Here is a 13,101-nt window from a genome sequence, read left to right as displayed (position 1 = left end):
AGCCAAATGTCCGTCGATCTCGGCCAACGCAGTCGTGGCCTTGATCCAGCCATTTGCCGCACCTGCCGGCGCGTTCGCCAATCCTAAATCGGATGTCAGAATCTGGCGCATTTGTCAGTTGAAGTCGGCCTCACGCTTGCGTCTTCTGATCGTCCTCTGCATGCGGCGACGAGAGGTTCGCCGCGGTCCCAATCAGGGAGGGTTTCATGAAGAACAGGCTTCTCACGTGTCTCACGGCTGCGACGCTCGCAGTCAGCGTTGCGTTCGCACCCGCTGCCCTCGCCAGAGGCGGCGGTGGTGGAGGTGGTGGCGGACATGGCGGCGGCGGTGGCTTCGGTGGCGGCCACGGCGGTGGCTTTGCTGGTGCCATGGGCGGCGGCATGCACGGTGGCGGCTTTGGCGGCGGCATGCATGGCGGTGGTTTCGGCGGCGGTATGCGTGGCGGCGGCATGGCGTTTGCCGCCATGGGCGGCGGCGGGCATTTCGGCGGCGCGCGCTTCGCAGGCGCTCCCGCGTTCGGCCCGCGATTTGCCGGCGCCGGTTTCCACGGCGGTCGCTTCTTCCATCATGGCGGCTTCTTCCATCATCACCGCTTCCATCGCTTCGCATTCTTCGGCGGGCCTTACGTCTATGCCGATTATTACGACGGCTGTTACCGCAGGGTATGGACGGCCTACGGCCTGCAATGGGTCAATGTGTGCGGGGACTATTGGTGATCGCCCAACCAACCGCACCGTTGTCGCGGTCGTCGCCAGGCGTTCCATCCAGCCCCGGAATGGGATAGTCTGGCGGCGATCGTCGCGGGGCGCGGGCGCTCGGAGAGTGTGAGAACTCGGAGAGTTCAAGACAACTCGGAGAGTTCAACAAGATGACCGGAGCTCACCGCCGCATTCTCGTCGTCGAGGACGATCCTGAAACCGCGGATCAGCTCGTCGAGGAGCTCACCATCAGTGGCTACGAGGTGGACCTGGCGGCGAACGGCCGTGAGGCGCTCAGCCAGGGGGCGGCGCGCGACTATGCCGTGATCACGATCGATCGCATGTTGCCCGATATCGACGGCATTGCGGTGATGCGCCAGATGCGCGACGACGGCATCGCGGTGCCGTTCCTGATCATCAGCGCGCTCGGCGAGGTCGATGATCGCGTGCGCGGCTTGCGTGCCGGCGGCGACGACTATCTGGTCAAGCCGTTCTCCTTCGTCGAGCTGCTGGCGCGGCTGGAAGCGCTGGGCCGCCGTAGCGAGACCGTTGCCAAGGAGACCATTCTGCGGGTCGGCGATCTCGCGGTCGATCTGATCGCGCGGACGGCGAGCCGCCGTGGCCGGAAGATTCCGCTATTGCCGAAGGAATTCCAGCTGCTCGAGTATCTCGCGCGCAACGAGGGCCGCGTGGTATCGCGCGCCATGCTGTTGCAGCACGTTTGGGACCTGCACTTCGATCCCTCGACCAACATCATCGACGTCTATGTCGGGCGGGTGCGCCGCAAGGTCGACGATCAGCAGGCCTATCCGCTGATCCACACCATCCGCGGCATCGGGTACTGCCTCCGTGCTCCTGGCTAAGACCCTCAGGTCATCGACCTTCCGCCTGGCGTTGATCGCCATCGGCGTGTTCGGCCTGATCGTGTCCGCGATCTTCGCCTATGTCTACTGGTCGACGCTGTCCTATGTGCGCGACAGGTCCGACCGCGCCATCGTCACGGAGCAGGCGAGCCTCGACGATGCCTATGCGCGGTCCGGCCGCGATGGTCTGGCCGCGTTGATCGCGCAGCGCATCGCGGACAAGGGCTTTGCGGATCACATCTACCTGCTGGTTGGCCCAGGATCGGAGGTGCTGGCCGGAAATCTCAAACAATGGCCGGCGGACGTCGTCGGGCAGGGATGGCAGGAATTTCGGACCTCGTTGCCGCGGCTCGCTTCGGGAACCGCGCAGGTGCGAGCCGTGGCGGAGACCTTGTCGAACGGCGATCGGTTGCTGGTCGGCTACGACATCAGCGATCTCGACGGCTTCATGGCGCAGATCAGGGCCGCAGGCATTGCGGCCGTCGTGCTGATCATCGGGCTTGCGGCTGCCGCCAGCATCGGGGTCACGCGGCGAACCGTGGGGCGGATCGAATCGATCAATGCGACCAGCCGCGCCATCATGCTCTCCGGCCTCGACCAGCGCATCCCGCTGCATGGAAGCCACGACGAATGGGATCGCGTCGCCGAGAACCTCAATCTGATGCTGGACCGCATCCAGACCCTGATGGGCGACGTCAAGCAGGTCAGCGAGAACATCGCCCACGACCTGCGTACGCCGCTGACCCGGATGCGCGGCCGGCTCGAGAAGGCCTATCATACGCCGCGTAACGGGGAGGGCGACGCGGCGCTGATCGGCGACACCATCGCCGATCTCGACGCGGTGCTCGGGATGTTCGCGTCGATCACGCGGATCTCCGAAATCGAGACGCGGGCCCGCAAGGGCGCGTTTCGCACCGTCAATCTGGTCGAGATCGCCGGCGAGGTGGTCGAGCTCTACGATGCCGCGGCTGAAGAGGTCACCACCCGCCTTGATCTCGCCGGTGATGCGGCGGTGCTGGTGACCGGCGACCGTGACCTGCTGTTCGACGCCATCGCCAATCTCGTCGACAACGCCATCAAGCACGGCCGACCGGGCGGACGGGTGACGGTGACCTGCGACAATGATGAACGCGGCGCGGTGATTTCGATCACGGATGACGGCCCTGGCATCCCCGCCGAGCAGCACGATCGGGTGTTCAAGCGATTCTACCGGCTCGAGCAGAGCCGCTACACCCCGGGCAACGGCCTCGGCCTCAGCCTGGTCGCGGCAGTCGCGAGCCTACACGGCGCACGGATCGAATTGCGCGACAACGCGCCGGGATTGTTGTGCAGGCTGGTGTTTCCGGCAGCGGAAACGTAGGGAGGAGCACGGCGTAACCCACCAACGCCATCACCATCCGGCGACGATGCGGGTTACGCTGTGCTGACCCACCCTACGATTTACCATCGACCACACACTCGCCGTCGTCCTGGCGAAAGCCAGGACCCATTATCCCAATCGGCAATTGTCATGCGACGCTGGGGCAACGATCTCATTCACAATCAAATTCGGTGATTATGGGTCCTGGCTTTCGCCAGGACGACAGTGTGTGAGAGCCAGTCAAAACCTCCCCGCCATCTCCGTCAGCCGCCGCTGCGCCGCCTCGCGCGCTACACGGATCGGCTCCGCGGGCCCGGTGGTTGGGCCGATCGGCACGAAGCGCACGTCGCTGATACCGATGAAGCGCAGCACCTCGCGCAGATAGGGCGTCGCCATGTCGATACGGCCGCGGTTCATGCCGGTGACGAAATCGCTGCCACTGGCGACGATCACGACGGTGGGCCGATCCTTGAGCAGCGGCAGATAACCTAACGCCGGATCGAAGCGGAAGGTCAGCCCGGGCTGGATGATGACGTCGAGCCACTGCTTGAGCTTGTAGGGAATGGAAAAATTCCACATCGGGGTCGAGACCAGTACGCGATCGGCCAGCGACAGCCGCAGCGCCAGGCGCTCGGCGATGGCGAAGGCATCATGCTGCGAATTGGTGAAGGCCTTGCCGCCGATCCGGGCGTACTTGGCCTCGAGCAGATAACCCTCGAACTCCGGCAACGGTTCGCGCCAGAGATTCATCGCGTCGATCTCCCAGTCCGGCCGCGCCTCGCGGAAGCGATCGAGAAAGATCCGCGCGCCGGCTGCCGATTCCGAATCGGCACGGGGTGAGCAGTTCAGATGCAGCAGCTTCGGCACCGCGCCTCCTCAACCCAGCGCCTTGATGACGGTGTCGGCGTTGGTGACCACGGAGACGTTCTGCAGCGCGAAATTGATCGCGGCGTTGTGCCAGTCGGCATTCATGGTCGAGCAGCAATCCTCCGGCACGATCATGAAATAGCCCTTGTCGGCGCCGGTGCGCGCGGTGTGCTCGACCGACATGTTGGTCCAGGCCCCGGTGTTGATGATCATGTCGCGGCCGGTGGCTTTCAGGATGGTTTCCAGCCTGGTGCCCTCCCAGGCGCTCATCCGCATCTTCTCGACCACGAAATCGCCCGGACGCGGCTCGAGCCCCGAGACCGGAGCGGCGCCCCAACTGCCGCGCACCATCGCCTTGCTGTCGACCAGCCCCTCGAACAGCGGCGCGTTCAAGGTGACGCCGGGCGCCCCCGGCTCGACCACGAACCAGACATGGATGATGGCGACGCCGCGCGCGCGCGCGGCCTCGGCGACGCGGCGGACATTCTCGACGACATGCTGCTGGCGGGCATGCGCGGGCGCGCCGGATTCGGCGAAGGCGCCCCCGTCCATGATGACGTCGTTCTGCATGTCCTGGATGATCATCGCGCAGCGCTGCGGATCGAGTTGCATCTCGGCGGCCGTCAGGTTCGGCGCGGACGCGGACGTTGCGGCACTCGTGCCGCCGCGTTTGCCGCTCATATAGGGCTCGTGGCGCGGCCCGACCTTGGTCGGGATCGCGTAGACCGAATGGGTCGCGGTCAGATACAGCGTACGGAACTCGGCGCCGCCCCAGGCGAGATTGGCGACCAGTTCGGGCAGGCGGACTTTGCCGAGCAGGTTGCCGTCAGGCGAATAGACCCAGACGCCGCCGGGGGCGGTGACCCAGACATTGCCGCGCTGGTCGCACTTCATTCCGTCGGGCACGCCCGGCTCGAGCTCGGAGCGGATGCCGGAGGCGAACACCCGCGGATTGCCGAGCGCGCCGTCGGCGCCGACATCGAAGGCGCGGATCAGCGCCTGCACCGTGTCGTTGACATAGAGGATGCGTTCGTCGGGCGAGAAGCACAGCCCGTTCGGCTGCTCGAACAGATAACGATCGACCAGCAGCTTTGGCGCGCCGCCGCCCGGCGGCACGCGATAGACGCCTTGGAAGCCGAGCTGGCGCGGCCGCTCGACGCCGTAGACCGGCATGCGGCCGTACCAGGGATCGGAGAAATAGATCGCGCCGGAAGAATGCACGCAGACATCGTTCGGACTGTTGAGCTCCTGGTTCTCGTAATGCGACGCCAGTACCTCGCGTCGTCCGTCGGGCCGCTCGCGGATCAGCGAGGACGTCGCATGCTCGCAGACGATCAGATTGAGGTCGGCATCATAGGTCATGCCGTTGCATTTGTTCGATGGGCGCTTGACCTCGACCACGCCGCGCCGCGCATCCCAGCGCCGGCGCACGTCGCCGGGCATGTCGGAGAACAGCAGGAAGTGCTCGAGGGGATGCCAGATCGGGCCCTCGGTGAAATCGAAGCCGGTCCCGACCTGGCCGACCGGCGCATAGGGATCGATCAGGTCTTCGAACGCGCTGCGCAGCGTGACATGCGTCATCGCCTCAATCCTCTACGCCGGGAACCAGTTGCGCTGCGGCAGGCTCTGCACGACCGGCCCGGGCACCTGGTCGTGCAGACGACCGACCACCATGCCACCCTCGATCTTGGCCGGGCGATCATGCACCGGCAGCAGATAGCGCGAGCTGGAGAGCAGCTTCTTGATCGCGGCCTTCTCGGCGCGCTTGCTGGTGCCGTGGTTGCCGGTGGTGCGCGGCTCGGCGTCGTGGATCTCGTTGAAGGGATTCACGATCTGGTCGTTGAAATCATAGATCACGTCGCCGCAGATCGTCGCGATCCCGTCCGCGGTGTGGACGTGGATGTTCATCGAGCCCTCAGTGTGCGCATTGGCGGCGTCGCAATAGACGCCCGGCATCAATTCCGCCGGGCCGGTGATCTCGAGGTCGAGGAAGCGCAGCGCGCTCTTGGTGTGCAGGCGGTCGATCAAATGCTTGATGTCGGGCGCCGGGTATTGCGGATGCATCAGGCCGGAGACGGAGTATTCCAGCTCCTTGCGGTTGACCACGACGGTGGTGTTCATCGGGAACAGATCGTCCTTGCCGGCATGATCGATGTGCAGATGGGTGTGGCAGACGAAGCGAACGTCGCCCATCCGCACGCCGTGGCGGGCGAGCTGGTTTTCGATCATGTTCTCGTGGAACTGAAGGCCGCGCATGCCGAGCGTCTCCATGATCTGGTTGGAGCGATAACCGGTGTCGACCAGCACAGGGTAGGGGCCGCCGAGGATCAGGAAGCCGAGCGTCAGCACGCGGCGGGTGCGGCCGCAATTGTGCCCGAGCACGAGGAAGCTCGATTCCAGCTCGATATCGCCATAGTCCAGAATCTTGATCTCCAACGGCATCTCTGTCCCTCCCAATTCGTGTTCGTTGTTATGTCCGTGTGCGCGTCGCGCCTATGGCCCCAGCCGGTAGACCCGCGCTGCCGTTGTGCTGAAGATCGCTTCACGCTGCTCCGTGCTGAGCCGTTCGGCCGCCGTCTTGAAGGCGCCGATGAGATCGCGATAGCTGGTCCACAGCTTCTCGATCGGAAAGTTCGAGCCGAACAGGCAGCGCTCCGCGCCGAAGATCGCGACCGTGTCCATCACGATGCCGGCGATGTGCGCGGCATCGTTGCGATGAATGAAGGTGCCAAGCCCGGACAGCTTCGACACCACGTTCGGGCATTGCGCGAGCCGCGCCATGCCGGCGCGCCAGGCGGCGCGGCCCTGCGGCGACAGATCCTCCAGCATGCCGGCATGCTGCAGGATGAAGGTGACGTCCGGGCAGGCTGCGGCAAGGCCGGCGGCATCGGCCATCTGCGGCGCGAACACCTGCAGATCGAAGCTCCAGCCATAGTCGGTGAGGTGCGCGATATTGCGCCGGATCACCGGATCGGTGCAGAGATCGGGACGGGCCGCAAAGCGGTAAAGCGGGTTCTCGTGCCAGTGCAGCTGCATGCGCACGCCGCGCACCAGCGGATAGCGCCGCAACCGATCGAGCTGCGGCCGGACGTCGTCGACGGAGAAATCGGCATAGGCGACCAGCGCGTGCGGCCAGCCGTGCGCATCTGCGGTCTGCTGCACCCAGGCGGCTTCGTTCTCGAACTGGCCGTTCGGCCAGTTGGTCTGGACATAGACCGAGCGGGTGGCGCCGGTGTCCTTGAGGTCGTCGAGATACTCTTGAATCGGATAGTCGCGGCGGATCGGCTCATATGGCCCGAAGATGCGCGGCTGCATCGGGCCCGACAGCCAGGCGAGATCGGCCTGACGCCAGATGTGATGATGTCCGTCGATAATTCCAGTCACGCAGCTCTCCTCGCTCCGAGCGACAGCAGATGGGCGACCACCGCCGCGCTCGATCCGCCGTCCAAGAGATCATCGACAAAGCGCTGGATCGCGATCAGCGCCTCGGTCTGCGGCTTGAAGCCGGGCGCACTCGCGAGCGGCGTCAGCCAGCTCACCCGCCAGGCCCGCCGCGACAGCTTTGCCACCGCATCGCGCAGCGCGGTCGGATCGCCGCGCTCGAGGCCGTCGGAGACGATCACGACCGCGGCGCCGCGGGCATAGCCGCCGAACCGCGGCACCGCGAGGAACGCCTGCAGCGCGTCGCCGATGCGGGTGCCGCCGTCCCAGTCGCTGACCAGGAACGAGGCCGCGCTCAACGCCTGCTCGCGCCGCTTCAGCCGCAGCGCCGATGTGACCCGGGTCAGCCGCGTGCCGAAGGTGAACACCTCGACATTGCCGGCCGCCTGCACCAGCGCGTGCGCCAGCCGCATGTTCTCCTCGGTGCGCGCCTTCATCGAGCCGGAGACGTCGATCAGGAACAGGATCTTGCGTGGGCGCTGGCGGCGGCGCATCCGGCCGAGCCGCAGCACCTCGCCGTCATTGCGCACGCTGTCACGCAGCGTGCGGCGCAGATCGGCGAACGGTCCGCTGCGCGCACGCCGCCGCCGGTGGCCGCGCCGTCGCGGCAACCGCCGTGCTGCTTCGCGCGAGAGTTGCCGCAGCGGATCGCTGATCGGGACTTGCGCAAATCTGCGCTCGACCAGCGCCTTGGCGCGCGCCGCGGCGAGGCCCGATTCGTTGGCTTCGTCGGCGAGCGGCGGCTCGTCCTCGCCGCTTCCTTCCTCTTGCAGGCGGACGGTCTCCTCGTCCTCGCCCTCGGCCCGCTCGATCGCCTCGGCTCCGCGGAAATGGATGTCGAACAGCCGGTCATACGTCGTGCGGCGCTCGGGCGGCGGCGCCAGCGTGGCAAGCCCGGCCTGGTGGATGTGCTCGAGGCTGCGCGGCCCGAGCAGTTCGATCGCAGCCAGGAAGCTCGTGGTCTGCTCCGGCGCGACCGAGAAGCCGTTGGCGCGCAGCAGCGCGACGAACGACACGAAGATCCGCGCGGCGCGCGGCAACTGGAGGTCGTCACTCACGCGGCCGCCTCCGCGATGATCGCATCGAGCCGGGGAGAAATGTAATGCAGGTCCTCCTCGTCCTTCAACGCGACGCCGATCGAGCGCTTGAACGCGTCCGGCCAGCGCGCGCCGCCCTTGTTGAGCAGGGTCGCGGCCTCCGCCCAGTCGACCGCCTCGGCTATACCCGGCGCCTTGCTCAGCGGCTCGCGACGCAGCCGGCCGACGGCGGCGACCACGGCGCGGGCAGTGGCCTCGGCGACGCTGGAAGCGCGCATCATCACGATCCGCGCCTCGCGCTCGGCATTCGGATAGTCGATCCAGTGATAGACGCAGCGCCGCCGCAGCGCCTCGTGCAAATCGCGCGTCCGGTTCGAGGTCAGCACCACCACCGGATGCTCGGCGGCGCGGATGGTGCCGCGCTCGGGGATCGAGATCTGGAAGTCGGAGAGGAATTCGAGCAGGAACGCCTCGAACTCCTGATCGGCGCGGTCGATTTCATCGATCAGCAATACGGTCGCGTCGGGTGCGCGCAATGCGGCCAGCATCGGGCGTTCGATCAGGAACGACTCGCCGTAGATGTCGATGCTCTCCTCGCCGGCCTGCCGGATCGCCAGCATCTGGCGCGGATAGTTCCACTCGTAGAGCGCAGCCGAGGCGTCGATGCCCTCATAACATTGCAGGCGGATCAACCGGCGGCCGAGCACGGCGGCGATCGCTTTCGCAGCCTCGGTCTTGCCGACGCCCGGCGCGCCCTCGAGCAGCAGCGGCTTTCCGAGTGCGAGCGAGAGATAGGAGGCCGTCGCGATGCCGTCGTCGGCGAGGTAATAGGCCGCGCGCAGCGCCTTCTCCAGCGCCTCGGGGCTGTCGATGCCGACGATGTTGCTGCGGACCGGCATGAAGCGACCTCAGCGCCGCGGTTGCGGCCGCGCGCCGCCCTGCGCCTTGATCGCGCGCAACACTTTCTCCGGCGTGATCGGCAAATCGTCGATCCGCACCCCGACTGCGTTGAAGATCGCGTTCGCGACGGCGGGCAGCACCGGGTTGGCGCACATCTCGCCGGGCCCCTTGGCACCGAACGGGCCGTCGGGCGCGGGGCGTTCCAGCACCGCGATGTCGTGCGGGCAGATATCGCCAGGGCCTGGCATCAGATATTCGACGAAATCGCGCGGGCCATGAACCGGCTCCGGATAATAAGGCTCCGGCGTCTCGTAGAGCGCGTGGCTGACGCCCATCCAGGCGCCGCCGACCAGCTGCTGCTCGACCAGCCGCGGATTGAGCGCGCGGCCGAGCTCGTAGGCGGAATCCATCCGGACCATGTCGACCTCGCCGGTCTCGTCGTCGACCTCGACCTCGGCGACCAGGCAGGCATGCGCGTAGCACGTCGCCGGCGACATCTCGCCGGTTTCGGGGTCGACGTCGGAGAGCGGCACCAGGAAGATGCCGCGGCCCGAGATCGTCTTGCCCTGCTTGAACTGCGCGGCGATCGCGACGTCCTTGGTCGAGATCGAGCGGTGCGGCGCGCCTTTCACATGGATGTTGCCGCGGCCGTCGGTCTCGAGATCGGCGGCATTCACCTCAAGCTCTTCGGCGGCGGCCTCCATCATGACGCCGCGGGCTTCCCGCGCCGCCGCCATCACGGCATTGCCGACGCGATGGGTGCCGCGCGAGGCGAACGAGCCCATGCAATGCGGGCCGGTGTCGGAGTCAGCGGTGTCGACATAGACGTCCTCGACCGGCACGCCGAGCGTTTCGGCGCAGATCTGCCGGGTCACCGACTTCATGCCCTGGCCGAGATCGATCGAGGACAGCGCCACCGTGAACTTGCCGCTTGGGTTGGAATGCACCAGCGCCTGACTCGGATCGCCGCCGAGATTCATGCCGATGGGGTAATTGACCGACGCGATGCCGCGTCCGCGATGCCTGGTCATGGTCAGCGCCTCCTGGTGCCGAAGACGGAAGAGAAGCGGGTAGCGCCATGCGATGGCGCGCTCGGCCGCGGCGGGGAGGGAGGCGCCGGCGGAGGTGGCGGCGGCTCGCGGCTCGCTGCCGGGGCGCGATCATATGTCGTACGCGGCTGGGATGGCGTGACCGGCGGTGCATGTGATTCACGTGGCGTCGACGGCACCGCGGCACGGATCCCGCCGCCATCCTTGCGCGACGACATCCGCTTGAACTCCTCGCGGAGCGGCCATTTGGCCTTCTCCGCGGCGACCTGCACGCATTCGATCAGGGCGGTGTTCTTGGCCTCGCGGCGATGCGCCTTCATGTCGCCGTCGCGATACGCATTGAGAATCCGGAACTCCATCGGGTCCATGCCGACCAGGTGAGCCAGCTTGTCCATCTGGCATTCGATCGCAAAGTCCATCGCCGTGACGCCGAATCCGCGCATCGCGGTTGCGGGCGTGCGGTTGGTGAAGACGCAGTAGACGTCGCCATGGACGTTCGGGATCGTGTAGGGGCCGGGCAGATGCGCGGCGCATTTCACCGCCGCGTAGCTCGACAGCCGCGTATAGGCGCCGCTGTCGAAATAGGCGCGCACCTTGCGCGCGACGACGCGGCCGTCGCGCATCACGCCATCCTTGATGTAGATGCGCTCGGCGCCACGCGGTGGGCCGTATTGCATCTCCTCCTCGCGCCCGAACACGTAGCGTACCGGGCGGCCGGTCAGCATCGCGCCGAGGATGCAGAGCGGCTCGGTCAAGGTATCGACCTTGCCGCCGAAGCCGCCGCCGACGGTGCCGCCGATGAAGTGGAAGGTGTTGGAGGGAACGTCGAGGATCTTGGCGCAGGTGTCGACCGAGAAGAACAGCGCCTGCGTCGAGGTGTAGACGATGTAGCGGCCATTGGTGTCGGGCGCCGCGATCGAGCCGTTGGTCTCGGTCGGCGCGTGCTCGATCGGCGACATCTGGTAGCGCTGCTCCAGCACATGATCGGCGGTGGCGAGCGCGCGGTCGGCATCACCGAAGCGCAGCTGCTGGCGATCGTAGGTCTCGTGATAGGTGAAGGTGTTCTTGGGGTAGACCTCGTTGACCACGGGTGCGCCGGGCTTCAGCGCCTCCTCGACGTCGAACACCGCCGGCAGCGGTTCATAGTCGATCTTGACCTTCGCAATCGCCTCAAAGGCCTCGCGCGGGCTGTCGGCGACGATGGCGACGATCGGTTCGCCCTTGTAGCGCACCTTGTCGACGGCAAGCGACGGCTCGTCGTCCTTGCCGAAATTGATCAGGCTGAGAAGCGTGTTCAGGTTGCGCGGCACGTCGGTGGCGCGGATCACCCGCCGCACGCCCTGCGACCGTTCGGCCTCGGACGTGTCGATGCGCCGCAGCCGCGCATGGGAATGGGCGCTGCGCACCACCTTCAGATGCAGCATGCCTTGCAGCTTGTGGTCGTCGAAATAGGGCGAGGTGCCGGTGACATGGCCGAGCATGTCCTGGCGCTGCGTGCCCTTGCCGATTTCCTTCAGATTATCGTCGCGCTCGTCGGCGAAGAGGTCCTTGCGCAATTCCAGCATGGCACTGTTCCCTTACGCGCGAGCCCGGCCGCCGGAGGCGGCAGCCAGCACGGCGTTGATGATCGGCTCGTAGCCGGTGCAGCGGCAGATATTGCCGGAGATCGCCTCGACGACCTCTGCGCGGCTCGGCTGCGGATTGCGGTCGAGCAGCGCCTTCGCGGCCATCAGCATGCCCGGCGTGCAATAGCCGCATTGCGCGGCGAAATTGTCGGCGAAGGCGCGCTGCAGCGGGTGCAGATTGGGACCGTCCTTGATGCCGTCAAGCGTCTCGACCGACCGGCCGGCGACCATCTCTGCCAGCGTCAGGCAGGAGAGATGCAGTTCACCGTCGATCAGCACGCTGCAGGTGCCGCAGCCGCCCTGACCGCAGCCGAATTTCGGCGTCATGTCGCCGATCAGCTCGCGCAGCGCGACCAGGAGATTGGTGCCGCCGTCGACGAAGATCGCGACGTCGCGGCCGTTATGCTGGAATTGGAGGGCGGTCTTGGCCATCGCGATTATTCCTGACCGGACAATAGACGGCGGAGATGCACGCCGACGATCTCGCGGCGATACCACGCGCTGGCGAGCGCATTGTCGCCGGGGGAGGTTCCTTCGACCGCCGCCGACGCGGCCGAGTTGATCGCGGACGCATCGAGCGCGCGGCCTTCCAGCGCGCGTTCGGCAGCGCGGGCACGAATCGGCGTCGGTGCCATCGAGCCGAGCGCGACGCGGGCGCCGACGATGCGGCTGCCGTTGACCGGCAGGTGCGCCGCGAGCGTGATCACCGCGCCCCCCTTGGGCTTGATGCGCGCGATCTTGCGGTAGCGGAAAGCGTCCGCGCTGCCGGGCTTGGCGAAGGAGATCGCCAGCACCAGCGTGCCGGCCTGTCGATCGCGCGATTGCAGGAATTCCTCGAGCGCAATTTCACGGCCGCCAAGCCCACCCTGCACTGACACGACCGCATCGAGCGCGAGCATCGCGACCGTGAAGTCGCCATACGGCACCGGCGCGAACAGGTTGCCGCCGACCGTGCCCATGTTGCGCACCGCCGGTCCGCCGATCGAGCGGGCAGGGGCGTGCAGGAAAGCGAGATCGCGCTCGGCCAGGATGCGGGCGAAGGTGACGCCGGCACCGAGCGTGATGCGCGAGCCGGACGCATCGACCCGCGTCATCGCCTGGTCGCTGGCGCGCACCACGGTCGAGATCGAAATGTCGCCCTCGTTCAGCGCCCGCATCACCAGCGTGCCGCCGCCGAGATAGCGGGCGCTGTGATCCGACGACAGCGCCGCCGCGGCGTCATGGGTGCTGGTGAAGGTCTTCACCGTGACTGGCATGATGT

The 13,101-nt window shown here is 66.7% G+C and carries 12 protein-coding genes and 1 pseudogene; 3 read left to right on the top strand and 10 right to left on the bottom strand.

The annotated features are described in order from the left end of the window. Window positions 1–206: 206 nt before the first annotated feature. The 3 genes and pseudogenes from BRSPCE3_RS17445 to BRSPCE3_RS17435 all read left to right on the top strand — a co-directional run. Window positions 207–716 carry a hypothetical protein gene (locus tag BRSPCE3_RS17445; RefSeq protein WP_244067175.1) on the top strand — a complete coding sequence of 170 codons (510 nt, stop codon included), beginning with the start codon at window positions 207–209 and terminating at the stop codon, window positions 714–716. 152 nt (window positions 717–868) lie between these two features. Further along, window positions 869–1,561 carry a response regulator transcription factor gene (locus tag BRSPCE3_RS17440; protein ID WP_244067174.1) on the top strand — a complete coding sequence of 231 codons (693 nt, stop codon included), beginning with the start codon at window positions 869–871 and terminating at the stop codon, window positions 1,559–1,561. Between the two features lie 424 nt (window positions 1,562–1,985). Further along, window positions 1,986–2,921, top strand: a pseudogene (locus tag BRSPCE3_RS17435) (sensor histidine kinase); the annotation flags it as partial. A gap of 240 nt (window positions 2,922–3,161) precedes the next feature. On the opposite strand, the gene BRSPCE3_RS17430 reads toward BRSPCE3_RS17435, so the two are convergent. The 10 genes from BRSPCE3_RS17430 to BRSPCE3_RS17385 are packed head-to-tail and all read right to left on the bottom strand — an operon-like array spanning window position 3,162 to window position 13,096. Further along, window positions 3,162–3,788, bottom strand: a complete 627-nt coding sequence (locus BRSPCE3_RS17430) for an FMN-dependent NADH-azoreductase (protein ID WP_244067172.1) — start codon at window positions 3,786–3,788, stop codon at window positions 3,162–3,164. Window positions 3,789–3,797: 9 nt separating this feature from the next. After that, the gene (locus BRSPCE3_RS17425; protein WP_244067171.1) at window positions 3,798–5,369 is read right to left on the bottom strand and encodes an isochorismatase family protein; all 1,572 of its coding nucleotides are present in this window, start codon (window positions 5,367–5,369) and stop codon (window positions 3,798–3,800) included. Between the two features lie 12 nt (window positions 5,370–5,381). Further along, complete coding sequence (locus BRSPCE3_RS17420) at window positions 5,382–6,230, bottom strand: MBL fold metallo-hydrolase (RefSeq protein ID WP_244067170.1); 849 nt, start codon at window positions 6,228–6,230, stop codon at window positions 5,382–5,384. A 51-nt stretch (window positions 6,231–6,281) separates the two neighbouring features. Continuing rightward, complete coding sequence (locus tag BRSPCE3_RS17415) at window positions 6,282–7,172, bottom strand: amidohydrolase (RefSeq protein WP_244067169.1); 891 nt, start codon at window positions 7,170–7,172, stop codon at window positions 6,282–6,284. After that, window positions 7,169–8,287 (bottom strand): VWA domain-containing protein, encoded by a 1,119-nt coding sequence (locus BRSPCE3_RS17410; protein ID WP_244067168.1) that lies wholly within the window; start codon window positions 8,285–8,287, stop codon window positions 7,169–7,171. Before BRSPCE3_RS17410 ends, BRSPCE3_RS17415 begins: the two co-directional genes overlap by 4 nt. Beyond that, window positions 8,284–9,165, bottom strand: coding sequence for a MoxR family ATPase (locus BRSPCE3_RS17405; protein ID WP_244067167.1), 882 nt, complete (start codon window positions 9,163–9,165; stop codon window positions 8,284–8,286). Before BRSPCE3_RS17405 ends, BRSPCE3_RS17410 begins: the two co-directional genes overlap by 4 nt. A gap of 9 nt (window positions 9,166–9,174) precedes the next feature. Next, the gene (locus tag BRSPCE3_RS17400) at window positions 9,175–10,197 is read right to left on the bottom strand and encodes a xanthine dehydrogenase family protein molybdopterin-binding subunit (RefSeq protein WP_028333322.1); all 1,023 of its coding nucleotides are present in this window, start codon (window positions 10,195–10,197) and stop codon (window positions 9,175–9,177) included. A 2-nt stretch (window positions 10,198–10,199) separates the two neighbouring features. Continuing rightward, window positions 10,200–11,780 carry a xanthine dehydrogenase family protein molybdopterin-binding subunit gene (locus BRSPCE3_RS17395; RefSeq protein WP_244067166.1) on the bottom strand — a complete coding sequence of 527 codons (1,581 nt, stop codon included), beginning with the start codon at window positions 11,778–11,780 and terminating at the stop codon, window positions 10,200–10,202. A 12-nt stretch (window positions 11,781–11,792) separates the two neighbouring features. Further along, window positions 11,793–12,272: a (2Fe-2S)-binding protein gene (locus tag BRSPCE3_RS17390; protein ID WP_244067165.1), complete on the bottom strand. Its 480-nt coding sequence runs from the start codon at window positions 12,270–12,272 to the stop codon at window positions 11,793–11,795. A 5-nt stretch (window positions 12,273–12,277) separates the two neighbouring features. Continuing rightward, complete coding sequence (locus BRSPCE3_RS17385; RefSeq protein ID WP_244067164.1) at window positions 12,278–13,096, bottom strand: xanthine dehydrogenase family protein subunit M; 819 nt, start codon at window positions 13,094–13,096, stop codon at window positions 12,278–12,280. Window positions 13,097–13,101: the final 5 nt, after the last annotated feature.

Source organism: Bradyrhizobium sp. Ce-3, from assembly GCF_022835695.1.
GTDB lineage: Bacteria > Pseudomonadota > Alphaproteobacteria > Rhizobiales > Xanthobacteraceae > Bradyrhizobium.
This window is presented reverse-complemented; position numbering and strand designations above follow the sequence as displayed.

Bases quoted from the DNA above. Each gene is read 5' to 3' on its own strand.
- BRSPCE3_RS17400 (WP_028333322.1), bottom strand. From the start codon at position 10,197: ATGACCAGGCATCGCGGACGCGGCATCGCGTCGGTCAATTACCCCATC.
- BRSPCE3_RS17420 (WP_244067170.1), bottom strand. From the start codon at position 6,230: ATGCCGTTGGAGATCAAGATTCTGGACTATGGCGATATCGAGCTGGAA.
- BRSPCE3_RS17385 (WP_244067164.1), bottom strand. From the start codon at position 13,096: ATGCCAGTCACGGTGAAGACCTTCACCAGCACCCATGACGCCGCGGCG.
- BRSPCE3_RS17395 (WP_244067166.1), bottom strand. From the start codon at position 11,780: ATGCTGGAATTGCGCAAGGACCTCTTCGCCGACGAGCGCGACGATAAT.
- BRSPCE3_RS17445 (WP_244067175.1), top strand. From the start codon at position 207: ATGAAGAACAGGCTTCTCACGTGTCTCACGGCTGCGACGCTCGCAGTC.
- BRSPCE3_RS17425 (WP_244067171.1), bottom strand. From the start codon at position 5,369: ATGACGCATGTCACGCTGCGCAGCGCGTTCGAAGACCTGATCGATCCC.
- BRSPCE3_RS17405 (WP_244067167.1), bottom strand. From the start codon at position 9,165: ATGCCGGTCCGCAGCAACATCGTCGGCATCGACAGCCCCGAGGCGCTG.
- BRSPCE3_RS17440 (WP_244067174.1), top strand. From the start codon at position 869: ATGACCGGAGCTCACCGCCGCATTCTCGTCGTCGAGGACGATCCTGAA.
- BRSPCE3_RS17390 (WP_244067165.1), bottom strand. From the start codon at position 12,272: ATGGCCAAGACCGCCCTCCAATTCCAGCATAACGGCCGCGACGTCGCG.